The sequence below is a fragment of the Bradyrhizobium sp. U531 genome, assembly GCF_051710265.1.
Classification (GTDB): Bacteria; Pseudomonadota; Alphaproteobacteria; order Rhizobiales; family Xanthobacteraceae; genus Bradyrhizobium.
The window spans coordinates 65,150-89,558 of record NZ_JASVEN010000014.1; the positions used below are offsets into that span (position 1 = coordinate 65,150).

21 protein-coding genes and 1 tRNA gene are annotated in these 24,409 nt (G+C 65.2%); 11 read left to right on the forward strand and 11 right to left on the reverse strand.

Annotated elements, in window-relative coordinates; translation table 11 throughout:
- Positions 1–43: 43 nt before the first annotated feature.
- The gene (locus QRQ56_RS36805) at positions 44–1,135 is read left to right on the forward strand and encodes an enolase C-terminal domain-like protein (protein WP_438746580.1); all 1,092 of its coding nucleotides are present in this window, start codon (positions 44–46) and stop codon (positions 1,133–1,135) included.
- Between the two features lie 9 nt (positions 1,136–1,144).
- Here QRQ56_RS36805 and QRQ56_RS36810 read toward each other — a convergent pair whose 3' ends face one another.
- Positions 1,145–1,567 carry a RidA family protein gene (locus QRQ56_RS36810; RefSeq protein ID WP_438746582.1) on the reverse strand — a complete coding sequence of 141 codons (423 nt, stop codon included), beginning with the start codon at positions 1,565–1,567 and terminating at the stop codon, positions 1,145–1,147.
- A 195-nt stretch (positions 1,568–1,762) separates the two neighbouring features.
- Between QRQ56_RS36810 and QRQ56_RS36815 the strand changes: the two genes are divergently transcribed.
- The gene (locus tag QRQ56_RS36815; RefSeq protein ID WP_438746584.1) at positions 1,763–2,230 is read left to right on the forward strand and encodes an NUDIX hydrolase; all 468 of its coding nucleotides are present in this window, start codon (positions 1,763–1,765) and stop codon (positions 2,228–2,230) included.
- 13 nt (positions 2,231–2,243) lie between these two features.
- Here the strand turns inward: QRQ56_RS36815 and QRQ56_RS36820 are convergent, their stop codons facing one another.
- The 4 genes from QRQ56_RS36820 to cpdR form a co-directional block, all read right to left on the reverse strand.
- Positions 2,244–2,489: a hypothetical protein gene (locus tag QRQ56_RS36820; RefSeq protein WP_438746710.1), complete on the reverse strand. Its 246-nt coding sequence runs from the start codon at positions 2,487–2,489 to the stop codon at positions 2,244–2,246.
- 5 nt (positions 2,490–2,494) lie between these two features.
- Positions 2,495–2,980, reverse strand: a complete 486-nt coding sequence (locus QRQ56_RS36825; protein WP_438746585.1) for an L-2-amino-thiazoline-4-carboxylic acid hydrolase — start codon at positions 2,978–2,980, stop codon at positions 2,495–2,497.
- Between the two features lie 179 nt (positions 2,981–3,159).
- A tRNA-Val gene (locus QRQ56_RS36830) sits at positions 3,160–3,234 on the reverse strand.
- A gap of 75 nt (positions 3,235–3,309) precedes the next feature.
- A complete protein-coding gene (gene cpdR / locus QRQ56_RS36835) occupies positions 3,310–3,669 on the reverse strand; it encodes a cell cycle two-component system response regulator CpdR (protein WP_007597092.1) in 360 nt (119 codons plus the stop codon).
- Positions 3,670–4,000: 331 nt separating this feature from the next.
- Here cpdR and QRQ56_RS36840 point away from each other — a divergent pair, with 331 nt between their 5' ends.
- Positions 4,001–4,891, forward strand: coding sequence for an N-formylglutamate amidohydrolase (locus QRQ56_RS36840; protein ID WP_438746589.1), 891 nt, complete (start codon positions 4,001–4,003; stop codon positions 4,889–4,891).
- A 299-nt stretch (positions 4,892–5,190) separates the two neighbouring features.
- On the opposite strand, the gene QRQ56_RS36845 is transcribed toward QRQ56_RS36840, so the two are convergent.
- Positions 5,191–5,457 carry a hypothetical protein gene (locus QRQ56_RS36845; protein ID WP_438746590.1) on the reverse strand — a complete coding sequence of 89 codons (267 nt, stop codon included), beginning with the start codon at positions 5,455–5,457 and terminating at the stop codon, positions 5,191–5,193.
- Between QRQ56_RS36845 and hisN the strand changes: the two genes are divergently transcribed.
- Together hisN and QRQ56_RS36855 are read left to right on the forward strand one after the other, a co-directional pair.
- Complete coding sequence (hisN, locus tag QRQ56_RS36850) at positions 5,429–6,211, forward strand: histidinol-phosphatase (protein WP_438746592.1); 783 nt, start codon at positions 5,429–5,431, stop codon at positions 6,209–6,211. The genes QRQ56_RS36845 and hisN overlap by 29 nt on opposite strands.
- Before the next feature lie 22 nt (positions 6,212–6,233).
- A complete protein-coding gene (locus QRQ56_RS36855; RefSeq protein WP_438746594.1) occupies positions 6,234–7,211 on the forward strand; it encodes a Bug family tripartite tricarboxylate transporter substrate binding protein in 978 nt (325 codons plus the stop codon).
- Between the two features lie 177 nt (positions 7,212–7,388).
- Here QRQ56_RS36855 and QRQ56_RS36860 read toward each other — a convergent pair whose 3' ends face one another.
- Entirely contained in the window at positions 7,389–8,279 is an 891-nt protein-coding gene (locus tag QRQ56_RS36860) for a LysR substrate-binding domain-containing protein (RefSeq protein ID WP_438746596.1), read from the reverse strand.
- Positions 8,280–8,428: 149 nt separating this feature from the next.
- On the opposite strand from QRQ56_RS36860, the gene QRQ56_RS36865 reads away from it, so the two are divergent.
- Positions 8,429–9,181, forward strand: a complete 753-nt coding sequence (locus QRQ56_RS36865; protein ID WP_438746598.1) for a sulfite exporter TauE/SafE family protein — start codon at positions 8,429–8,431, stop codon at positions 9,179–9,181.
- A 29-nt stretch (positions 9,182–9,210) separates the two neighbouring features.
- Here the strand turns inward: QRQ56_RS36865 and QRQ56_RS36870 are convergent, their stop codons facing one another.
- On the reverse strand, positions 9,211–9,621 hold the full coding sequence (locus tag QRQ56_RS36870; protein WP_438746599.1) for a GFA family protein: 411 nt from the start codon (positions 9,619–9,621) through the stop codon (positions 9,211–9,213).
- A 79-nt stretch (positions 9,622–9,700) separates the two neighbouring features.
- Complete coding sequence (locus QRQ56_RS36875) at positions 9,701–10,333, reverse strand: LysE family translocator (protein ID WP_438746601.1); 633 nt, start codon at positions 10,331–10,333, stop codon at positions 9,701–9,703.
- Between the two features lie 223 nt (positions 10,334–10,556).
- Between QRQ56_RS36875 and QRQ56_RS36880 the strand changes: the two genes are divergently transcribed.
- The gene (locus QRQ56_RS36880) at positions 10,557–12,353 is read left to right on the forward strand and encodes an adenylate/guanylate cyclase domain-containing protein (protein WP_438746603.1); all 1,797 of its coding nucleotides are present in this window, start codon (positions 10,557–10,559) and stop codon (positions 12,351–12,353) included.
- 196 nt (positions 12,354–12,549) lie between these two features.
- Positions 12,550–15,303, forward strand: a complete 2,754-nt coding sequence (locus QRQ56_RS36885) for a di-heme-cytochrome C peroxidase (RefSeq protein ID WP_438746605.1) — start codon at positions 12,550–12,552, stop codon at positions 15,301–15,303.
- 120 nt (positions 15,304–15,423) lie between these two features.
- Here the strand turns inward: QRQ56_RS36885 and QRQ56_RS36890 are convergent, their stop codons facing one another.
- A complete protein-coding gene (locus tag QRQ56_RS36890) occupies positions 15,424–16,371 on the reverse strand; it encodes an alpha/beta fold hydrolase (RefSeq protein ID WP_438746607.1) in 948 nt (315 codons plus the stop codon).
- 220 nt (positions 16,372–16,591) lie between these two features.
- Between QRQ56_RS36890 and QRQ56_RS36895 the strand changes: the two genes are divergently transcribed.
- Complete coding sequence (locus QRQ56_RS36895) at positions 16,592–17,062, forward strand: Hsp20 family protein (protein ID WP_438746608.1); 471 nt, start codon at positions 16,592–16,594, stop codon at positions 17,060–17,062.
- Between the two features lie 292 nt (positions 17,063–17,354).
- Entirely contained in the window at positions 17,355–18,125 is a 771-nt protein-coding gene (locus QRQ56_RS36900) for an alpha/beta fold hydrolase (RefSeq protein WP_438746609.1), read from the forward strand.
- A 240-nt stretch (positions 18,126–18,365) separates the two neighbouring features.
- On the opposite strand, the gene QRQ56_RS36905 is transcribed toward QRQ56_RS36900, so the two are convergent.
- Positions 18,366–19,136 (reverse strand): hypothetical protein, encoded by a 771-nt coding sequence (locus tag QRQ56_RS36905; RefSeq protein WP_438746611.1) that lies wholly within the window; start codon positions 19,134–19,136, stop codon positions 18,366–18,368.
- Between the two features lie 492 nt (positions 19,137–19,628).
- On the opposite strand from QRQ56_RS36905, the gene gltB reads away from it, so the two are divergent.
- Complete coding sequence (gltB, locus tag QRQ56_RS36910; RefSeq protein WP_438746612.1) at positions 19,629–24,362, forward strand: glutamate synthase large subunit; 4,734 nt, start codon at positions 19,629–19,631, stop codon at positions 24,360–24,362.
- Positions 24,363–24,409: the final 47 nt, after the last annotated feature.

The window sequence follows — 24,409 nt, forward strand, 5'->3', positions numbered from 1 at the left end:
TAAGATCGACATCAACCACCGTTGATCATCCGGAGCCCGCGCCATGACCGAGACCATCCGCATCAAACGCTTCAACGCGCGCCCCGTGATCGTGCCGATGAGCCTGCCGCTCAAGACCTCGACCGGGGCGGTGGCGAAGGCCCCGCTGGTGCTGATCGACTGCGAAACCGACCAGGGCGCGGTCGGGCACGCCTATTTGTTCTCGATCACGCCATCGGCCTTGAAGCCACTAGCGGCGATGGTCACGGAAATGTCAGAGCTCGTCGCCGGCGACGAGCTGCTGCCGTTCGAGATCGAGCGCAAGCTGAGCCAGCGCTTCACCCTGCTGGGCCTCGCCGGCCTGCAGCGCCTGGCGCAATCCGGCATCGACATGGCGGCATGGGATGCGCTCGCGCGAGCCAAGGGCCTGCCGCTGGCGCGGCTGCTCGGCGGCGCCCCGAAGCCGGTCAGGGCCTACAATTCGAAGGGGCTCGGCATCATGCCGGCCGGTGCGGCGGTGGACGAGGCGCACAAGCTGCTGGCCGAAGGATTTCAGGCCGCCAAGATCCGCGTCGGCCGCGCCGATGCGCGGGAGGATCTCGCTGTCGTCCGCGCGGTGCGCAAGGCCGTCGGCGACGAGGTCACGCTGATGTGCGACTACAACCAGGCCCTGACGGTCACCGACGCGATCCGCCGCGGCGAGATGCTGGACGACGAGGGCTTGAGCTGGATCGAGGAGCCCATTCGGCACGACGATTATGCCGGCAGCGCTCGCGTCGCGGACGCGCTGCGCACGCCGGTGCAGATCGGCGAGAATTTCGACAGCGCCTTCTCGATGCAGACGGCCCTGGCCGCGGAAGCCTGCGACTACGTGATGCCCGACGTGCAACGCATCGGCGGCGTCACCGGCTGGCTGCGGGCTGCCGCGCTCGCCCACGCCGCCGGCATCGAGATGTCGACGCATCTGTTCTCGGAGGTCAGCGCGCATCTGCTCTGCGTGACGCCGACCGCGCACTGGCTGGAATATGTCGACTGGGCCGATGCCGTGCTGGCAACGCGGCTCAAGATCAAGGACGGCTTTGCGCTGCCGAGCGAGGAGCCCGGCAACGGGATCGCGTGGGATGAGGCGGCGGTTGCCAAATATCTCGTTCGATGAGGCGGCCTTTTATGACCGAACGGCGGCAATCATGTTCAGCTCGACCGGCGCCCCGCGCGGCAGCTCGGCAACGCCGACGGAGGTGCGCGTGTGACGACCGCGCTCGCCGAGCCGTTCGACCAGCCGGTCGGAGGCACCGTTCATGACTTGCGATTGCTGGGTGAATCCGGGCGCTGAAGCGACATATCCCACGACCTGCAGGACCTGGACGATTTTGTCCTCTCCACCGGTGGCGTGATTGATGGCGGAAATGCAGAGATCGGCGCAAAGGGCCGCAGCTTCTTGTGCGGCCGCGATATCGACGCCTGCTCCGACCTTGCCGGCATACAGCAGGTCTTCGCCGCGACGCGGCAGCTGGCCACTGACATAGGCCAATCCACCATGGATGATCACAGGCAGATAGTTGCCACCGGGCTTGTTCACGCTGCTCATCTCGCCTGCCTTCTCTGTGCAACCGACGGACGATGCATCGACATCGTCGCCGTGTGAATGATCGGACAATGGCAGGCGGCGAATGACGGATCAAGCCTGCGCAGCCTGATCCGGTGCGGACTGACAAGGCCTGACTTCTGACACGACTTGGCCTCCGCGCATTGCACGGCGGCGGCGCCCGCGATAACGATTGTTATGACCACATGGCGCCCGCATCCTCATATCCGTGTCGTCGCGATCGGCCTGCACTGGCGGGGCGGGCGCCTGCTCGCGGCAGAGGTTCGCGACGATGGCGGGCGGATCAAGGGCGTGCGCCCGCTCGGCGGCGAGATCGAGTTCGGCGAGAGCTGGCGCGCCGCCCTTCTGCGCGAGTTCGATGAGGAACTCGGTATCGACGTCACCATCATCAGTGAGCCGTTGGTGCTGGAGAACATTTTCGTGCACGAGGGATCGACCGGCCACGAGGTGATGTTCGTCTGCGAGGTGGAGTTTCCCGACGGCGCCTTCGCCGGGCAGGATCGCATCGACTTCCGCGAGGACAATGGCGAAGAGATCGTTGCGCGCTGGTTCGACCTTGCCGATCTCGACATCGACGGCGGACCGAACCTGTACCCGACCGGACTGAAGGATGTGCTGCGCGGTCAGAGGAGCGGATCCAGCTGACGCCCGCACTGCGCTACCAAATTTCCGCGCCCGGGATTTTCTTCCGCACCGCGATGCGCTGGATCCAGATGCAGCGACGGACGGATCTGTTGGAGCGGCCGACGGCGGAGATGCCCTCGCCGGCCTGAAGCAGCGGCGCCACGCTCGCGCGCAGCTCCCGGCAGCGCTGCAGCTCAGCCTGCCAGTCGATGATCGCGGCATCGGCGCGCGCGGCGACCAGCGCCAGCGCCGCCGCGGCAAGACAGCTCGCCCGGGTCAGTCGCTTCACTGTGATGCGTCTCCTTCGCGGCGATAGCGGAAGTCGCAGTGAGACGCGCCCTGCATGATGGTCTGCGTGCGTGCGAGCTTGATGTCGGGACCGAACCCTTCCGCGGTCGCAAAGTCCGCAGTGCAGACCAGGAGGAAGCCGAGCTCGGGTTCGCCGAGCGCCTTGTAGAATTCGGCGTAGGCGCAGCGCTTGACGTCGAAGGCAAAGGCGTCATGCGACTGCTCGATGACGTCATAGGCGAGCGCGTCGTCGCGGGCGTAGGTCTTGAAGGCAGAGGCGACGGCCTTTCCGAGATCGGCCTCGCTCGCGCCCTGGTTCCTGGCCTTCCAGAACTCCTCGCCGAAGCCGCGATAGAGATCACCGAGCGCCTTGCGCACCAGCGCATTGGCGCGCGCCGGGCCAAGCTCGGCCTGCAGCGCCTTGACCAGGGGCACCAGCACCTGGGCCTGGATCCTGGCTTGCTCGATAACGGATATGCTCATAGGCGGGCTCGCTGTCGAAGCGAGCGTAGCCCGGCTGGCGGCAAGCGCAATCCTGGATGGAGGCTGGTCCGGAGTACCGCTGAAGGCGCGCGCAGTCCGTCCTCGCTCTGCGAGCTACGCCGGACACGCTTCGCTATTATTAGGTGTGGCTGCGCCACGCATAGCCTTTCGGCGAAGCGTGGTGGGCGCGACAGGGATCGAACCTGTGACCCCTACCATGTCAAGGTAGTGCTCTCCCGCTGAGCTACGCGCCCTAATAGTCCACTTGCGTCGGGTGGGGTCCCTATAACGGCTCAGGGGACCCTGTGCAAGGACGGAAGGAGGCCGATTTAGGCCGCCAGCATCTTGTTCACTTCGCTGACCAATTCGCGCAGGTGCACGGGCTTGGACAGCACCTTGGCATTCTTGGGGGCGTCCGAATCCGAGTTCAGGGCGACCGCGGCGAAGCCGGTGATGAACATGATCTTGATGTCGGGATCGAGTTCAGAGGCCCGGCGGGCGAGCTCGATTCCGTCCATCTCCGGCATCACGATGTCGGTGAGCAGCATCTCGAACGGCTCTTCCCTGAGCCGCTGATAGGCGGCCATGCCGTTGTCATGGGACGAGACCTGAAAACCGGCGTTTTCCAGCGCCTTGACCAGGAAACGGCGCATGTCGTTGTCGTCTTCGGCGAGCAGGATCTTTGGCATGGCAGGAATCGTCGCATCCCCAGAGGATATCAGCAGAGATCACTAAGCCCGACAGAGGGTAAATTTGGGGTGAAAATCTTTACCCCGGGCTGGCTGCGCTGCCGGCCTCTTGTGAACCGGAAAGCGGCTCGAATCAATCGAGCCGCGCCGGCTCATCCCCGCCTGCCTGCTCGCACGGTTAAGACGTGTTCCAAATGACCGTTGCATTTTTTCGCTTGGCAGAATGGTTGCGATTCCGGACAATGACGACACATAAGAGCCGCTCGATCGGCCGAATCGATGCGGTCTGGCCCCTGCCAGATCCCGGCGCGAAGGGACGAAGCCTGAGAAGATGACCCGGTTTGACGGCGAGACGTCGCCAGCCTTCGAGATCGTGGAGCCCGCGCATTGGCGCGCGCCGGTCATCTTCAACTCGCCCCATTCCGGCTCGACCTACCCGGACGAATTCCTGGCCGCGTCCAGGATCGACCTGCCGACGCTGCGGCGGTCCGAAGATTCCTTCATGGACGAGCTGATCGGCCATTTGAGCGAGCGCGGCTTTCCGACCGTGCGGGTCAACTTTCCCCGCTCCTATGTCGACGTCAATCGCGAGCCCTATGAGCTCGACCCGCGCATGTTCAGCGGACGGCTGCCGAGCTTTGCCAATACCCGCTCGATGCGGGTCGCCGGCGGCCTCGGCACCATTCCGCGCGTGGTCGGCGACGGCCAGGAGATCTACCGCGACCGCATTCTGGTGGACGACGCGCTGGGACGGATCGAGACGCTGTACAAGCCCTACCACCGCGCACTGCGCCGGCTGATCAACAAGGTGCACCAGATGTTCGGCACCGTGGTGCTGATGGACTGCCACTCGATGCCTTCGGTCGGCGTCAGCAGGGACGAGCCGCGCCGGCCCGACGTCGTGATCGGCGACCGCTACGGCACGAGCTGCACGCCGCTGCTGCCCGACCGGGTCGAGGAGACCATGACCGGGCTTGGCTACTCGATCGGCCGCAACAAGCCCTATGCCGGCGGCTTCATCACCGAGCATTACGGCAATCCCGCGAGCGGGCTGCACGCCGTGCAGCTCGAGCTCAACCGCGCGATCTACATGGACGAGCGCCGGCGCGAGCGCGGCCCGCGCTTTGCGCAGGTGGCGACCGATTTCGGCGTTCTCGCCGAAGTGCTGGCGACCACGATTCCATTCGCCGATCTCGGCCCGTTCCAGGCCGCGGCGGAATAGGCGCCCGCTTTTCTTCGCAAGATCTGTCGTGGGACGAAGGCGCGAGAACGTTTCGCTTCGCAAGCTTCCGCGCCCTGAAATGAAAATGGCGGCGGCAGAAAACGGCAAGAAAAAAGGGCCGCTCGCGAATGACGCAAGCGGCCCAAGTCTAGGGAGGAAACGCCCAAGGAGGGCAGCGGTAACGCCAGGCGCTACCGCACCGCAACAATATGCGACCGCGCCGCACAAAGCGCAAGAGCTTTTGAGCCGTTTCCCATGCAATAAGCACATGGCTCAGTTGCTTCCATGGAAACCCAGATTCAGTTTCTTTGATAAGGAAATTCAATGGGTTGATTGTCATTTGCATACGAACAAGGCAACAGCGGAACTAAGTTTTCAAGGCTGTGATCGGTATTTGGCCAGCGGATGCCTTGGATCGGGCAGCAGGCTGCGGCATCCAAAATACCAGGGTGCAAATGAAGACAGCGCTGCACGCGGGAGGCGAATTGAGCTAGGCAGGAGATGGGCTCCCACCAATTTTCGCTTTGAGGATACGCCGTGACGGTGATCGACTTCTCCGCCTTCATCGGACGGCTCGCCACCGCCTCCGGCGAAACCATCCTGCCCTTCTTCCGCACCTCGCTGTCGATCGACGACAAGAGCAAGACCGGGGATTTCGACCCCGTCACCGAGGCCGACCGCGCCGCCGAGGCGGTGATGCGGCGGCTGATCAAGGCGAGCTTCCCCCAGCACGGCATCGTCGGCGAGGAATTCGGCAATGAGGGCGAGGACGCCCATTATGTCTGGGTTCTCGACCCCATCGACGGCACCAAATCCTTCATCGGCGGCTTTCCGATCTGGGGCACGCTGATCGCGCTGCTACACAGGGGCACGCCGGTGTTCGGCATGATGCACCAGCCTTTCATTGGCGAGCGCTTCTCCGGCGACAACGGCTCGGCCAATTACAAGGGCCCCTCCGGCGAGCGCCGGCTCCAGGTCCGCCGCTGCGCCTCGCTCTCGGAAGCCACGACCTACACCACCTCGCCGCTGCTGATGAACGAGCGCGATCGCGCCATTTTCGGCCGCATCGAGCAGGGCGCGCGGCTGTCCCGCTATGGCGGCGATTGCTACTCCTATTGCATGCTGGCGGCCGGCCATGTCGATCTCGTGGTCGAGACCGAGCTCAAGCCCTACGATATCGCCGCGCTGATCCCGATCGTGACCGGCGCCGGCGGTGTCGTCACCACCTGGGAAGGCAAGCCGGCCCAGGGCGGCGGCCGCATCGTTGCGGCGGGCGACGCCAGGGTGCACGAAGAAGCACTGAAGCTGCTGAACCAATAACAAACGCGAGCGGGAGGCTTGCATGACCATCTCACGCAGGCTGCTCGCTGGACTATTGCTGACGATATTCCCGTTGCTGCCGTCAGCGGCGGCGGCGCAGAATTTTCCCGCCAAGCCGATCAAGCTGATCGTGCCGTTTCCGGCCGGTGGCCCCAATGACATCATCGCGCGGGTGATCGGCCAGCGCATGTCGGAGCTGTCGGGCCAGCCGGTGCTGATCGACAATCGCGGCGGCCAGGGCGGCGTGCTCGGCACCGACGCCGTCTCCAAGGCCCCGCCCGACGGCTACACCATCGCGATCTCCTCGGCCGGCGCGCTCGCGATCAGCCCGAGCATGGAGCGGGTCGCCTATGACACCGCGACCGACCTTGCGCCGGTGACGCTGGTTGCGACCGTGCCGGAAATGCTGGTGGTCGCCACCGATGTGGAGGCGAAGAACGTCAGTGAGTTGATTGCGCTCGCCAAGGCGCAGCCCGGAAAGCTCAACTTCGCTTCCTCCGGCCCCGGCAGCCTGCCGCATCTGGCCGGCGAACTGTTCAAGCTGACGGCCAAGATCGACATCGTGCACGTGCCCTATCGCGGCGCCGCGCCGGCGGTGAACGATCTCCTCGGCCAGCAGGTGCAGATGACGTTCCTCGATCTCCCGGTGCTTCTGCCGCAGGTGAAGGCGGGCGCGTTGAAGCCGATCGCGATCGGTTCGGCGATGCGCTCGCCGACCGCGCGCGACGTGCCGACGCTTTCGGAAGCGGGCTTTCCCGATCTGCGTGTCGAGAACTGGTACGGCATGGTGGCGCCCAAGGGCACGCCGAAGGAGATCGTCACCGCGCTGCATGGCCTCGCGACCAAGGCGATGGCGGATCCCGCGGTGAAGGAGAAGCTCGCCGCACAGGGCGCGACGCTGGTTGGCGACGAGCCGGATCACTTCCGCGCCTTCATCGCCGATGAGACGAAGAAGTGGGCCAAGGTGATCAAGGACGCCGGGGTGGAGACGGCGAAGTAGAGCTCTCTCTTACCCTCCCCTGGAGGGGGAGGGTCGGCTCACATTGAGCGCAGCGAAATGTGAGACGGGGTGGGGTGACGGTCTCTCCACATCCGATGCTGACCGAGTGGAGAGATCACCCCACCCCGCTCGCGCTTCGCGCGATCGACCCTCTCCCTCCAGGGGAGGATAAGAAACTCACACTGCCTCCGCCCTCAAATGCTCCACCAGCATCTTTGCCGGCCGTGGCAGCGCCTTGAAGCTGCGCGCGCAGATCACGAGGCGGCGGTTGGCGAAGGCATCGCGCAATCGGATCACGGCGAGCGGCATCAGCTTTGCGCAACGGCGGGCGGCGGATTCCGGCACCAGGGCAACGCCGACGTCGGCGGCGACCATCTGGCAGATCGCGTCGAAATCGCGCAGGCGCGCGCGGAAATGCGGGCGCATGCCGAGCCGCGCCGCGTGCTTGGAAATGTGCATCTGAAGCGCGGTGGCGCTGGTCAGCCCGACGAAATCGCAGGCTCCCGCCTCCTGGAAGTCGATCTGGCGCCGGCCGGCGAATGGGCCGCGGCGCGCGGTCACCAGCGTCAGGCGATCCTCGCTGAACACGAAGCGCTCGATATGGTCGGGCAGCGCATGCTCGGCGGCGAAGCCGAGATCGGCGGCGCCCGCAGTGATCGCCGCGGCGATGTCGGTGCTTTCGCGCTCCTCGATGTCGATGGCGACGTCGCGATGCTCGCGCAGGAAGCCGGCGAGCGCCTTCGGCAGATGCTCGGACAGGCCCGAGGTATTGGCGAGGAAATGCACGCTGGCGCGCACGCCGCTGGCAAAGCCGGCGAGATCGCCGCGCATGGCGTCGACCTGGTGGATCACGAGCCGCGCATGATCGAGCAGGCTCTCGCCGGCCGCGGTCAGTTCCACGCCCCGCCGTCCGCGCTTGAGCAGGGCGACGCCGAGCGCGTCCTCCAGCCCCTTGATGCGCGCGCTGGCCGAGGCCAGCGCCAGATGCGCCCGCTCCGCACCGCGGGTGATGCTGCGCTGGTCGGCAACCGCAATGAAAAGCTGGAGGTCGACGAGGTCGAAACGCATGGCAGGGCTCTTTCCGGTGGTTGGAGCCTGATCCCGCCGGAAAGCCGCTGCGCTCCTGCCCGGATCACGCGCCAGCCTTCGTCTCAGGCGAAGGCTCACTCCGTAACCTCCAGATTGTGCGCCCGCGCGGCTTCGGTCAATGTGCCGGCATGATCGATCCGCTCCTCATCCTCATCGCCGCCGTCTTCCTGATCGCCGGGTTCGTCAAGGGCGTGGTCGGCCTCGGCCTGCCGACGGTCTCCATGGGCCTGCTCGCCGTGAGCATGGCGCCGAGCCGCGCCATTGCCATCGTGATCGTGCCTGCCATCGTCACCAATATCTGGCAGACCTTCTCCGGCCCCTATCTGCGCGACATCCTGCGGCGGCTGTGGCCGCTGATGATCGGCACCGTGATCGGCTGCTGGCTCAATGCCGGCGCACTGACCGGTCCGCATGCGCGCTACGGCACGATCGTGCTCGGCGTCCTGCTCGTCGTCTATGCCGTGATCGGCCTCAACAAATTGCAGTTCCACGTCGCGCCCAGGAACGAGAGATGGGTCGGCGGCGTGGTCGGCGTCATCACCGGCGTGATCTCGGCCTCGACGGGGGTCCAGGTGATCCCCTCGATGCCGTTCATGCAGGCGATCGGCATGGAGAAGGACGAGCTGGTGCAGGCGCTTGGCGTGTTCTTCACGACAGCGACGCTGGCGCTCGCCTTCAACCTCACCGTCGGCGGACTGCTGACGCCGGCCAATGCGGTGCCGGGCGCCGTGGGCATGGCGATGGCCTTTGCCGGTATGTTCATCGGCCAGTCGGTCCGGGCGCGGATGCCGGCAGAGGCCTTCCGCCGCTGGTTCCTGATCGCGATGATCCTGCTCGGCCTGTATCTCGCCGGCAGCGCGCTGGCGAAGGAGCTTGCGTAGAGCACTCGCAAGGTGGCTTGGCCGAGGCCTTACGGTTTCGGCTCGTAACCCGGCACCCATTTTTCGTATTGAGGCAGGTCGTCCTCGATCGTCCACCACGGCGCGCGCGACGAGGTGAAGACGTGCAGGCGGGGCCTGACCTGCGGATTATCATCCAGCAGCCCGGCGGGAATGCTGACGGTCGGCAGGTAGCTCGCCCTGCCCGGCGTCAGGCAACCGCAGGTCTTGCAGCGATAACGAAAACTTCCCGGCGCGGATTCGTAAGACACGGTCATGTCCTCGCCCGCCACAAAGCGAAACTTGTCGGCATCGGCATGAGCGTAAGTCGCAAAGGACGCGCCGGTCAGCTTGCGACAATTGGTGCAGTGGCAATGTGTCAGCGCGCGCACCTGGTCGATCTCGAAACGCACGGCGCCGCAGAGACAGCTTCCTCGAATCATCAAGACCTCCCCGCGCGGCCTCTTTCGGGCCGACTGCGAACCACGGCATCATTCGAAGGCATCATTCGTTCGAATGAGCTTACCGCGTCTCCAGCATGGCGACGCGGATGCCGAGATAGATGAAGAGACCGCCGAGCGCGCGATTGACCCAGGCGATCGCGCCCTCGGACCGGCGCAGCCGGTGAGCAGCCTTCGCCGCGAACGCCGCCAGCACCAGGCACCACAGAGTTCCTGTAAAGATGAAGATCAGGCCGAGCGTCAGGAAGGCGAGCGGCTTGTGCGGCGAATCGGCCGCGACGAATTGCGGCAGGAAAGCCAGGAAGAACAGCGCGACCTTTGGATTGAGTGCGTTCGTGAAGACGCCCTGGAGGAAGACCCGCCGCAGCGAGCTCCGCTCAGCTTCGTCCTTCACCGCCGTCAGCACAGGACGCGACCACAGCATCTGAAGTCCCGTGACGACCAGATAGGCCGCACCGACCAGCTTCAGGATCGAGAAGGCCGTGGACGAGGCCATCAGCAGGGCCGAGAGGCCGATCGCTGCGCCCGCAACGTGGAAAAAGCAGCCGCAACTGATGCCCAATGCAGCGGCGGCTCCGCCCCGCCAGCCCATCTGCATGCTGCGGCCGATGACGTAGACCGAATCCGGTCCCGGCGTGATGTTGAGCAGCACGCCCGACAGGATGAACAGCCAGATTTCGTGAATGCCCAGCATATGTGACGTGCCCTCACCATCGGCCCTGGCCCGGAGCACGGGCTTAGTCGGTTCGTCCCGCTTCGTCCACCGCCGGGATTGCGTGGGATTTACCTCGAATTTGCAATGCGGATCATACTATCGCTCGGCCGCATCTGCTCTATAAAGGCAGGGTTCTTGAAATGCGGGATTCGAGGCGCCTGCCATGCCGTGGCCGGTCCCCCTCCCTTGGAGCTGCGAGAATATGGAAAGACGTCTGGCTGCCATCGTCTGCGCCGATGTCGCCGGCTATTCGCGCATGATGGGCAGCGACGAGGCCGGCACCCATGCCGCCTTCAAGGCCCATCGTGCCGCGATCCATCCCATCATTCTCAACCACGGCGGCCGCGTCGTGAAGAACACCGGCGACGGCTTCCTGCTGGAGTTTCCCTCGATCGTCGGCGCCACCGAGGCGGCGATCGCGATGCAGACGCTGATGGTGGAGCGCAACCACCATCTGCCGTCCGACCGCGCCATGCAGTTCCGCCTCGGCGTTCACATGGGCGACGTCATCGCCGATGAGGACGAGGTGTTCGGTGACGATGTCAACATTGCCGTCCGCCTGGAATCCGTGGCGAGCCCCGGCGGCTTCGCCATCTCGGCGAAGGCTCATCGCGAGGCCAGCAAGCATCTCTCCGTGCCGCTGACCGATTCCGGCAACCATCGCTTCAAGAACATCAAGGATCCGATCGGGGTCTTTACCTGGACGCCCGACGGGGCTCCGGCGCTCGCCCCCGAATTGCGCGAGGCATCCGCCCTTTCGCAGCAGTACCGCACGGCAATCGTCGGCGTGCTGCCCTTCGCCAATCTCAGCGAGGCCCAGGACGAATATTTCTCCGACGGTCTCACCGAGGATCTGATCCACGCGCTGTCGCTGCAATCCTTCTATCGCGTACTGAGCCGCAACTCGACCTTCGCCTTCAAGGGCAAGAATGTGAGCACGCGCCTGATCGCACGAGAGATCGACGCGACCTATCTGATCCAGGGCTCGGTGCGGCGTGCCGGCGCCAAGATCCGCGTCACCGCCGAGCTGATCGCTCCGGAGACCGGCGAACAGCTCTGGACCGGGCGCTACGACCGCGATATCGGCGATCTCTTCGCGATGCAGGACGAGATCACCACCAACCTGTCCGCCGCCATCGCCACCGAGATCGTTCGGGCCGAAGCGTCGGCGCCGGCGCGGCTCTCGACCGACGTGAGCGCCTGGGACCGCTTCCTCAAGGGACTGTCGCACTACTACCGGCAGACCAAGGAAGATCTGGCCATCGCCGTCGAGCTGTTCAGGGAAGCCATCAGGCTCGATCCCAAACTGTCGATCGCCCATGCCTATCTCGCCACGATCCAGATCCAGAGCATCCAGTTCGGCTGGGTCAAGGGTACGCGCGAGATGTGGGCCGAGGCGATGAACCTGGCCGAAACCAGCGTGCGGCTCGACCCGCGCTCCTCCTTCGCGTTCTCGATCCTGTCCTGGGCGCACGCGCTGGAAGGGCACTACGAGGCCGCGATGGACGCGGCCAAGCGCGCGGTCGCGCTCAACCCCTATGACAACGGCGCGCGCGGCGTGCTCGGCATCTGCCATTTCGTCATCGGCGAGCACCGCGAGGCGATCGAGCTGTTCTCGATGGCCGCGCAGCGTGACAACAGCGATCCGCGCTACCAATGGGCGGCCCTGAACGCCTTCAGCCACTATCTGTTGCGCCAATATGACGCGACCCTGTCATGGGCGCGCGAGCAGCTTTACGTCAACCCCAACCACCTGCAGGCGCTGGCGATCCGCGCCGCGGCCCTGGCCCAATTGGGGCGGAGCGCCGAGGCGAGCGAAGCCACCTCCGTGCTGATGCGCAACTACCCGACCCTCAACGTCGATCGTCACTTGCGCAACTTCCACTGGAAGCGGCCGGAAGATCTCGCCCATTATCGCGAGGGACTGCTGAAGGCCGGCGTGCCGCTGGGCAAGCTGACCCTGGTGCAGAGCGACGTCAGACGCGCCACCAAGTCCTAAACGGGCCGGCCGCGGTCCCCCGGCGGCCCTGCGCGCACTTCCTTGCCAGAACACGCCTGCTTTTATTGACAGAACAGTGAATTCGGCCACACTTCGCTACACGCTCAAGTAGTATAGCTTGCTGTCGGTTTGTTAGGACTTTCTGCGCTTGATCGGCGCGCCATTTCACGATTCGCCGTTTTCAGGATTTTGGGCCATGCATGACCCCGCTTCGAAACCGCCCTTCAATCCCTCGATCCAGGTCTCGCCGAACAATCCCTGCCCCTTCCTGCGCGGCCTGGTCGGTGAAGGCTTCGTCGAGGGCGGCACCGTCCCGCTCGGCAAGCTGTCCGAGACGATCGCAAACGCGACCGGCGAGACCGGGCTGAAGAAGGCCTCCGCCCGCTTCCAGGTCCGCGGGGTGGCGCTCATCGCCAATGGTCTCGGTCATGTCCTGAAGAGCATCTTCTCGGGTGCGCAGCTCGACGCGCTGCGCGGCGGACCGCTGGACAAGCTCGGCGCCGGCTCGCGCATCCTCGGCGTCGACGGCAAGGTCAACGAGGACGAGATCGCGCGGTTCGCCGGTTACGGCCGGACCTACACCGACCCGAACGGCGGCTCCGAGCAGGGCCTCAACGCCTCGGAAATCGACGTCTTCATGCGCGACAACCTCAAGCGGGCCGGCAGCGCCGCGCGCTGGTATTACCCGCTGCTGATGAAGTTCGAGTGGCCGATCCTGCTGAAGATCATCGGCAAGGGCACGGGCGAGGACCGCTATCTCAGCGTTGGCGACGTGCGCACGCTGTTCAACGAGCGCCAATTCCCGGCGCGCATCAACCAGCTTCTGGTCCCGCCGGTGCTGTCGACATGCCAGCGCGTGGTGCGAGGCGCCCTCAAGCTTGCCGCCTTGCTGATCGCCATTGGTCTCGTTGCGCTCGTCGCACTGGCCGAATTCCCCAACCAGATCCGCGCCATGCTGCCGCAGAAGGGCATCCTGGTGAATCTGCTGCCGCCGCCCTTGCCCGCGGCCCCGGCGGCGAAGGCGGCCTACTGGCTCGACCAGAACTGGTCGCTGAAGGACCGGCACTGGTTCCACCATACTAGCCAGGGCACCGCGACCTTCCCGGTGCCCTATGAATGGTTCATGGCGCTGGAGCAGCCGCGCCTGCGTCTGCTCTCGAAGCCGGGCATGATGAAGGACAGCGCCTATCTCGAGCGCTTCGGCTTCATCCCGAGCCCGCAGTCGATCCAAACCGACACGACGACGTTGCGCCGCTACGGTTACGCCAACGTCTATGAGACGACGCAGGCGCCGGACTGGTCGGCCAGGTGGACGCCGGCGGAGAACGTCGACGGCCTGCCGGTCGGCTTCGCGCGGATGACCGGCGTGACCGATCCCGCGACCGGCCGTCGCGAGGAGGACAAGATCGGGCTGACCTGCGCGGCCTGCCACACCGGCCAGATCCATTACCAGGGCGTGGACATCCGCTTCGACGGCGGCCCGGCGATGACCGACCTGAAGAAGCTGGAGCTCTCCACCGGCCTGTCGATCGCCTACACGCTGTACGTTCCGTTCCGCTTCAACCGCTTTGCCGACCGCGTGCTCGGTCCCGATTCCAGCAAGGCGGACCGCGCCGCGCTCAAGCAGAAGCTCAGCGCGATCGGCACATTCCTGATCGACTGGGCCAAGACCCAGCAGAAGACGGTTGAAGGCAAGAAAACCTGGAACGGAAGGCAGCAGCAGGACACGGAGGAAGGGTTCGGCCGCCTCGACGCCCTCAATCGCATCGGCAACCAGGTCTTCTCGCAGGATCTCGCGCTGAGCGGGGTCAAGGGATTCGAGAAGAACCTGCACGCCCAGGACGCGCCGGTGAGCTATCCCGCGATCTGGACCGTGCCCTGGCTCAAATTCGCCCAATACGACGCCTCGATCGAGCAGCCGCTGATCCGCAATGCCGGCGAAGCGCTCGGCGTCACCGCGCTGCTCAATCTGTCCGACGCCTATCCGGCGGACCGGCTGTGGCGCTCCTCCGTCAACGTGAGGACGCTCGGCTGGATCGAGGACATGCTCAGGGGCCCCGATCCGTTCAAGTCCGCCGAGCCGAAGTTCGGCGGGCTGCTGGCGCCGAAATGGCCCTCGCAGATTCTCGGCGACAACTGGAAGCTCGATCAGAAGAAGGTCGAGAACGGCCGCAAGATCTACGCCGAGATGTGTTCCGGGTGTCACTTGCCAGATATCAGCACTCCGGCCTTCTGGTCCTCGTCGCATTGGGAGCCGAGCGGCGACAGCAAGGTCCTGAACGCCGTCACGATCCCGCAGAAGGAGATCAGCACCGACCCCGAGCAGTCGCTCGTGCTCAGCAACAGGATCGTCGATGTGCCGAGCTTCCTGAAGGTGAACACGGCCGACCTCCAGACGTGGTGGCAATGCGAGATCCCGACCGCGAGCAAGTCGCCCAACGAGATGGTCTATGCGCTCGGCCTCATGACGGTGGTCGATCTCGTCGCCCGCAAATGGATGGACGACGAGAACGTCCCGGAAGTCGAACGCGCGAAGATATGGAATCTGGCGCGCAAGAACTGTCTCAATCCGGCGCCCGATCCGCGCTATCGCGCGCGGCCGCTGAACGGCATCTGGGCCACCGCGCCCTATCTGCACAACGGCTCGGTGCCTTCGCTGTATTGGCTGCTGAAGCCTGCGAGCGAGCGCCCGACCAGGTTCTGCATGGGCCGCCGCGACTATGATCCCGGGACGGTCGGCTTTGTCGTCAGCGCCAACGAGAAATGCAAGACGGGTGAAACCGAGTTCTCCGCGACGGGATCCGACGGCCAGCCGGTCCAGGGCAACAGCGTGCTCGGCCATTCCTTCGAACGAAAGCCGGGCGAGCCCAAACGCGACGGCGTCATCGGCCGCGAGTTCAAGGACGATGCCGAGCGCTACGACCTGATCGAGTATTTGAAGACGCTGTAGCGGCTCGTCATGGCCGGGCTTGTCCCGGCCATCCACGTTCTTACCACGCTGAGCCGAAGATCATGGATGCCCGGGACAAGCCCGGGCATGACGGAGATCGTGGCGCGATGACCCGCATCCTCACTTGAACAGCGGCGTGCCTGGCACGAAGGCGTCGAAGGCGGCCCAGAACTGGGAGCGGTAGCGGTCCTGCTCCTGCAGGATCTCGTGCTTGGCGCCGGCGATCACCAGATGCGAGCCGGCGCGCAAATGATAGGCGAACTCCTCGATCGCCGCGGTCGAGACCACGGCGTCGTTGGAGGCTGCGAGCATCAGGATCGGCTGGCGGATCTCCGAGGGATAGTTCTTGCCCTTGAAGGTGTGCATCGCGCGGAAGGCGGTATCGGCCCAGGCCACCGTCGGCGAGGCCAGCCCCAGCGTCGGGTCTTCCTCCAGGATCGCGGCATTGCGTGCATAGCGCACGGGATCGCTGGTGAGCGGATTGTTGATGAAGGGCTCGAGCCCGGTGATGCGATCGCTGCCGCCGGGGACGTAGCTGCCACCCATTCCCATCAGGCGCATCGTCTTCAGCAGCGCCCGCGCGGGAAACGAGGTTGTGCGGCCGGGCAGGTCGATCATCGGCGCCGACAGCACCATGCGGTCGAACCAGCGCTTGCCGGCATGCGCCACCCGCAGCATCACCGTGCCGCCCATGGAATGGGCCAGCGCGAAGAATGGCGGTGGGCAATCCGGCAGCACCACCTGCTGGACGAAGGTTTCGACGTCGATCTCGAAATCGGCGAAGTCGCGCACATAACCCTTGCGCGGATCGCGCAGGCGGCGCGACGAATGGCCCTGCCCGCGCCAGTCGATCATCGCCACCGCAAAGCCGCGGTCGCGCAGGTCGCGGACGGTCTCGAAATACTTCTCGATCTGCTCGCTGCGCCCGGTGAAGACGCAGACCGTGCCCTTGCGGTTCGCCGGCGGCGCCCAGCGCGCAAAGCGCAGCTCGACGCCATCGGGGGTCTTGATGGTGCCGGAGACGACGTTTTCGGGGACGGGATTGGACGGGATCGAGACCAGCGTCATATCGGAGGTTGCTTGGGCGGCAAGTGCTGCAAATCAAGGGGCTAAAGCGCCGAAAAGGCGCAAATGCCGCCCTCTTGAACGCCGTCTCGCTCCACCCATATCACCTTCGTGCAGGCCGCTACCAGTGTTTCGGAACCGGAACATCAGGCTGCACACAGACTAAAGCCCGGCCCGATTGGCGGGCGGGTTACCCAACAGTCGCTCAATGGAGGACTTGACCATGCGTAGCTACGATCTCACCCCCTTCTATCGTTCCACCGTCGGCTTCGACCGCCTCTTCAACCTGCTCGACCAGGCCGGTTCGGATGGCGCCAGCCCCGGTTACCCCCCTTACAACATCGAGCGCACCGGCGAAAACGCCTACCGCATCACCGTTGCGGTCTCGGGCTTCGCCAAGGACGAGCTCTCCATCGTCGCGAAGGAAAACACGCTGACGATCAAGGGCGAGAAGGTCGCCAGCGAGAACAGCCAGAACGAAGTGCTGTATCGCGGCATCGCCGCGCGCGCCTTCGAGCGTGCCTTCCAACTCGCCGACTTCGTGCAGGTGAAGGACGCCTCGCTCGAGAACGGACTGCTCCATGTCGACCTCGTGCGCGAGATTCCCGAAGCGAAGAAGCCGCGCCAGATCGCGATCAACACCGGCGCGCTGAAAGCGCAGGTGATCGAGAACTCGGCCGCGCAAGCCGCCTAAGCTGCACGCGACTTCCAGGTTGAGAAAACGCCCCGGTGCCCCGGGGCGTTTTTTTGCTTGCTCCTTCGTTGCCTCGCGAAGCGCCCGCGGCCGGCCGGCTGGTTTTCGGTTGAACTGGAAATACAGGATCGAGTCTGTCGTTCTACGTTACCGCATACGCCACCTAATCTTGCTTGCGCGTCTCGTACGCGCCCGATCAGGACGTTTGTCACGGATGAGTGACCAAGCGTAACGCCGTCACCCCGGGCGCCGTCCTTTGGACATCGAACATAAGATGAGACGGAGAACGATCATGACACTTTGGCGCAGCCTTTTCGTCGCCGCGAGCCTTTTGGCGGCTCCCATCAGCCTCGCTCACGCGCAGACACCGCAGACCGTGAAGGCGACCAACGTCGTGCTGGTGCACGGTGCCTGGGCCGACGGCTCGAGCTGGTCGGAAGTGATCCCGATCCTGCAGGCCGCGGGCCTGCACGTCACGGCCGTGCAAAATCCACTGTCGTCGCTCGCCGATTCCGTTGAAGCCACCAAGCGCGCGCTGGCCGAGCAGGACGGGCCGACCGTGCTGGTCGCGCATTCCTGGGGCGGCACCGTGATCAGCCAGGTCGGCACCGATCCGAAGGTCACCGGCCTCGTCTACATCGCCGCCCGCGCAGCCGACGCGAACGAGGATTTCGTCGCGCTGTCGAAGCAATTCCCGACCGGGCCCGTACGTGCCGGCATCGTCGAGCGCGATGGTTACACCAAGCTCTCGGAGGACGCCTTCCTGAAGTACTTTGCCAACGGCGTGAAGCCGGAGCAGGCGAAGGAGCTCTACGCAGTGCAATGGCCGACCGCGGCCTCGATCTTCGGCGGCCGCACCACGGAAGCCGCATGGCACTCCAAGCCGAGCTGGTACGCAGTGTCGAAGAACGACTACACCATCAATCCCGATTTCGAGCGTTTCCTCGCCAAGCGCATGAACGCCACCACGATCGAGCTTGACGCCGGCCACCTCTCGCTGGTCTCGCACCCCAAGGAAGTTGCGAATTTGATCCTGGAGGCCGCGGGCTATCCGCGGAGCTGAGATCATCGCTAAGAATGCGGAAGGCGCCTGAATTTCCCGGGCGCCTTTTGTTTTGCCCTCTCTCTCCGCGAGGTCGTCCCCGCGAACGCGGGGACTCATCGCCACAAGCCAAAGTCTGGCGAAGACTCGCAGCCCGGTACTCGCACCTCATCCCACCGATAGATCACGCGGTATGGATCCCCGCGTTCGCGGGGATGACACCGTTGGTGTGGCCAGAGTTGTCGCGCAAAACGCGCAACGCTAATCCAGCCCCTGCGCGGCCGGCATCTCCTGCGTCGGCAGGATCGTCGGGGTTGGCTTGGCCTGGCCGACGGTGGGAGCCGGGGCTTGAGGCGCGGCCTCCGCCGGCTTCGCCTGCGCGGCTGCGGTCTGCTGCGGGGCCGGCGCTTGCGCCTGCTGCGGCACAGGCTCTGCCGGCTTGGCGGCGGCGACCGGTGTCTCGCTCCGTCGCGGGGCGGCCTTGGGCAGCGGCACGGTGCGGCTCGCCACATGCGGGATCGCCGCCGGCGGACGCGGCGGGCCGCTGCGGACCATGGTGGGCGGCGGCAGCGCGGTTTGCGGCCCATAAGGCGCAACCGCGCGCTCTTCATAAGCCGGCGCCATGCCGTAAGCATCGGCGGCCGGAAGGAAACGGATGATCCGGCCGTCGCGGGCGTCGATCACGAGCCGGCCATCGTCGCCGCGGCGGTCGATCACTGCGATGGTGTAGACGCTGCCGCGCAGCCGCGGGATGCCGAGCGGCGAGAAGCCGTTGTCACGCAACACGGCATAGACTTCGGTGGCCGGCAGCAGCGCCGGTGCCGGGCCGCGCTCGTCGTAGCCGTAACCGTAGCCTTGGCCGTAACGCGGCGGCGGTGGCGGGGCAGCCTCGGCAGGCGCATAGGGACCGTCGAAATCCGACACCGCGATATATCTCCCGCCCCCGATACCGTTTGCTGGAACTTGCGCCTGAGCGGCGGCTACAGCCAACGCCAGCGTGGCAGCGGCCACACATCCTGTGAAAAACTTCATCGTCGACACGCTCCTGTCAGGCCCCCGAATGCCTCGCGCTCTTTCGCTTCTGGCGGCGTGGCGCGCCTTTCGAAGGGTTGATCCGAAGCTTCAATTGGGATTCCGGCGTCTGCAGGGCCGGATCAGGGCGCGTTTGCTTCAAAAACGGGGCCGCGCAACTTTCGGAAAGCGATTGATTGACTTATCGGGAATCGGGACTTCCGCACGCTTGTGTGCTAGACAAAAATTTGGCAAGGTGATGGTTAGGACAGGAAGACTGTCTTAATTTTGCTCGCGGTTCCGGCATCGGGATTGCAAGGAAAGTCGGTGCTCTCGAGCACCATAAGGCAACGGGCAAAGCCGTTCTCGGGGACGAAGAACGCCTAGGCCTGAATTTAAGAAAATGCGGCTCGCTAGCGGACGAGCGGTGACCCAGAGGCGGGTGCCGCGGAACGCCCAAGGTGCGCCGAAGATGGCGGTGAGGCAGCTTGCCGCATGGAGAGGATTGGAACAATGAACGGGTCGCAATTCGAGCGCGCAAACATCGTGGCAGAAGAGCTGTCGGCGACGGTCGCCTCGAAAACGACCGATCCGATTCAGGAACACAATTCACGTCCCGAAGCCGAAGGCCTGTACGATCCGAGCCTGGAGAAGGACAGCTGCGGCGTCGGCTTCATCGCCAACATCAAGGGCCAGAAGTCGCACGCGATCGTCTCGGACGCGCTGAGCATCCTCTGCAATCTCGAGCATCGCGGCGCCGTCGGCGCCGACCCGCGCGCAGGTGACGGCGCCGGCATCCTGGTGCAGATCCCGCACGCCTTCTTCAGCCGCAAGGCGACTGAACTCGGCTTTGCGCTGCCCGCGCCCGGCGAATACGCCATCGGCGCGCTTTTCATGCCGCGCGACACCGCCTGGCGCAACGTCATCAAGAGCATCATCGCCGACCAGATCAAGGAGGAGGGTCTGACCCTGCTCGGCTGGCGCGACGTGCCGACCGACAATTCCTCGCTAGGCGTCACCGTGAAGCCGACCGAGCCCGCCTGCATGCAGGTGTTCATCGGCCGCAACGGCACCGCCAAGACCGAGGACGATTTCGAGCGCCGGCTCTACATCCTGCGCAAGTCGATCTCGCAGGCGATCTACCAGCGCCGCGACCGCGGCCTTGCGGGCTATTACCCCTGCTCGATGTCCTGCCGCACCGTGATCTACAAGGGCATGTTCCTCGCCGACCAGCTCGGCAAGTACTATCCCGACCTGCACGAGAAGGATTTCGAGAGCGCGCTCGCGCTCGTGCACCAGCGTTTCTCGACCAACACCTTCCCGGCATGGTCGCTGGCGCATCCCTATCGCATGATCGCGCATAACGGCGAGATCAACACGCTGCGCGGCAACACCAACTGGATGGCGGCGCGCCAGGCTTCGGTGAGCTCCGAGCTGTACGGCAAGGACATCAACCGGCTCTGGCCGATCTCCTACGAAGGCCAGTCGGACACCGCCTGCTTCGACAACGCGCTCGAATTCCTGGTGCAGGGCGGCTACTCGCTGCCACACGCCGTCATGATGATGATTCCGGAGGCGTGGGCCGGCAATCCCCTGATGGATGAGAAGCGCCGCGCCTTCTACGAATATCACGCCGCGCTGATGGAGCCGTGGGACGGCCCTGCCGCGATCGCCTTCACCGACGGCCGCCAGATCGGCGCCACGCTCGACCGCAACGGCCTGCGGCCCGCGCGCTATCTCGTCACCAAGGACGACCGCATCGTGATGGCGTCCGAAATGGGCGTGCTGACGATCCCCGAGGACCAGATCATCACCAAGTGGCGCTTGCAGCCCGGCAAGATGCTGCTGGTCGATCTCGAACAGGGCCGCCTCATTCCCGACGACGAGATCAAGGCCGAGCTCGCCAGGAGCCATCCCTACAAGGAGTGGCTGGAGCGGACCCAGATCGTGCTGGAAGAGCTGCCGAAGGTTCCGACCACCGGCGTGCGCTCCAACCTGTCGCTGCTCGATCGCCAGCAGGCCTTCGGCTACAGCCAGGAAGACATCGCCATCCTGATGACGCCGATGGCGGCCACCGGCGAGGAAGCCGCGGGCTCGATGGGCAACGACACGCCGATCTCGGCGCTGTCGGACAAGGCCAAGCCGCTGTTCACTTACTTCAAGCAGAACTTCGCCCAGGTCACCAACCCGCCGATCGACCCGATCCGCGAGGAGCTGGTGATGAGCCTCGTCTCCATCATCGGACCGCGGCCGAACCTGTTCGACCTGCAGGGTCTTGCCACCACCAAGCGCCTGGAAGTGCGTCAGCCGATCCTGACCGACGCGGACCTGGAAAAGATCCGCTCGATCTCGGACGTTGCCGAGTCGCACTTCAAGTCGCGCACGCTGGACACCACGTTCCACGCCGGCCTCGGCGCGGCGGGCATGGACCAGGTGCTGGACGAGCTTTGCGCGCGCGCCGAAAGCGCGGTGCGCGAGGGCGTCAACATCATCATCCTGTCCGACCGCATGGTCGGCACCGACCGGGTGCCGATCCCCTCGCTGCTGGCCTGCGCCGCCGTGCATCATCATCTGATCCGCACGGGTCTGCGCACCTCGGTCGGTCTCGTCGTCGAATCCGGCGAACCGCGTGAAGTGCATCACTTCGCGTGCCTTGCCGGCTACGGCGCGGAGGCGATCAATCCCTACCTCGCGTTCGAAACCATCGTCGCGATGAAGGACCGCCTGCCCGGCTCGCTCGACGACTACGAGATCGTCAAGCGCTACATCAAGTCGATCGGCAAGGGTCTGCTCAAGGTGATGTCCAAGATGGGCATCTCGACCTACCAATCCTATTGCGGCGCGCAGATCTTCGACGCGGTCGGCCTCAGGGCGGACTTCGTCGCGAAGTTCTTCGCGGGCACGCATACCCGCGTCGAGGGCGTCGGCCTTGGCGAGATCGCCGAAGAGGCCGTCCGCCGTCACGCCGACGCGTTCGGCGAGGCGCTGGTCTACAAGGGCGCGCTCGATGTCGGCGGCGAATATGCCTATCGCAGCCGCGGCGAGGACCATGCATGGACCGCCGAGTCGGTGTCGCTGCTGCAGCACGCCGCCCGCGGCAATTCGCAGGAGCGCTATCGCGCCTTCGCAAAGATCCTCAATGAGCAGTCGGAGCGCCTGCTGACGCTGCGCGGCCTGTTCCGGATCAAGAACGCGGACGAGGAGAAGCGCAAGCCGGTGCCGATCGACCAGGTCGAGCCGGCCAAGGACATCGTCAGGCGTTTCGCCACGGGCGCGATGAGCTTCGGCTCGATCTCGCGCGAGGCCCACACCACGCTCGCGATCGCCATGAACCGGATCGGCGGCAAGTCGAACACCGGCGAAGGCGGCGAGGAAGCCGACCGCTTCAAGCCGATGCCGAACGGCGATTCCATGCGCTCGGCGATCAAGCAGGTCGCCTCCGGCCGTTTCGGCGTCACCACGGAGTATCTCGTCAACTCCGACATGATGCAGATCAAGATGGCGCAGGGTGCCAAGCCCGGCGAAGGCGGCCAGTTGCCCGGCCACAAGGTCGACGCCACCATTGCCAAGGTGCGTCACTCGACACCGGGCGTCGGCCTGATCTCGCCGCCGCCGCACCACGACATCTACTCGATCGAGGATCTGGCGCAGCTCATCTACGACCTCAAGAACGTCAACCCGACGGGCGACGTCTCGGTCAAGCTGGTCTCCGAGATCGGCGTCGGCACCGTGGCCGCGGGCGTTGCCAAGGCGCGCGCCGACCATGTGACAATCGCGGGCTTCGAGGGCGGCACGGGTGCTTCGCCCCTGACCTCGATCAAGCATGCCGGCTCGCCGTGGGAGATCGGGCTCGCCGAAACCCACCAGACGCTGGTGCGCGAGCGGCTGCGCAGCCGCATCGTGGTCCAGGTCGACGGCGGTTTCCGCACCGGCCGTGACGTCGTGATCGGTGCGCTGCTCGGGGCCGACGAGTTCGGTTTCGCCACCGCGCCCTTGATTGCGGCCGGCTGCATCATGATGCGCAAGTGCCATCTCAACACCTGCCCGGTCGGCGTCGCGACCCAGGACCCCGTCCTGCGCAAGCGCTTCACCGGCCAGCCCGAGCACGTGATCAACTACTTCTTCTTCGTCGCCGAGGAAGTCCGCGAGATCATGGCTTCACTGGGTTTCCGCACCTTCAACGAGATGGTCGGCCAGGTTCAATTGCTCGACCAGACCAAGCTGGTCGCGCATTGGAAGGCCAAGGGCCTCGATTTCTCCAAGCTGTTCGTCAAGCAGAAGGAAGAGAAGGGCCAGAAGATCTATCACTCCGAGCGCCAGAACCATCATCTGGAGGCCGTGCTCGACCGCACGCTGATCGAACAGGCCAAGCCCGCGCTCGACCGCGGCGCGCCGGTGAAGATCGAGGCCAAGATCAACAGCACCAACCGCTCCGCCGGCGCGATGCTGTCGGGCGCGGTCGCCAAGATCTACGGCCATGCCGGCCTGCCGCAGGACACCATCCATGTTGGCCTCAAGGGGACCGCCGGCCAGGCCTTCGGCGCCTGGCTCGCCAATGGCGTCACCTTCGAGCTCGAGGGTGAAGCCAACGACTATGTCGGCAAGGGCCTGTCGGGCGGCAAGATCATCGTCAAGCCGCCGGCCAACAGCAGCATCGTGCCGGAAGAGAGCATCATCGTCGGCAACACCGTGATGTACGGCGCGATCCAGGGCGAATGCTACTTCCGTGGCGTCGCCGGCGAACGCTTCGCCGTGCGCAATTCCGGCGCGGTCGCGGTGGTCGAGGGCGCGGGCGATCATTGCTGCGAATACATGACCGGCGGCATCGTGGTCGTGCTCGGCAAGACCGGGCGCAACTTCGCGGCCGGCATGTCCGGCGGCATCGCCTATGTGCTGGACGAGACCGGCGACTTCGACCGGCTGTGCAACATGGCGATGGTCGAACTCGAGCCGGTGCTGTCGGAAGAGCTGATCAACGCCGGCACCTATCACGCCTCCGGCGATCTCGAGGCGCATGGCCGGGTCGACGTGTTCAAGAACCTGCTCGCCTCCGACGTCGAGCGGCTGCACGTCCTGATCACGCGCCACGCGAAGGCCACCGGCTCCAAGCGCGCCGCCGACATCCTCGCCAATTGGAAGGACTGGCTGCCCAAATTCCGCAAGGTGATGCCGGTCGAGTACCGGCGCGCATTGCGCGAAATGGCCACCAACGCGGACGCCGAGCCGAAAATCGCGATCGGGGCGTAAGAAAAAGCCCTCATGGTGAGGAGGCGTGAAGCGCCGTCTCGAACCAT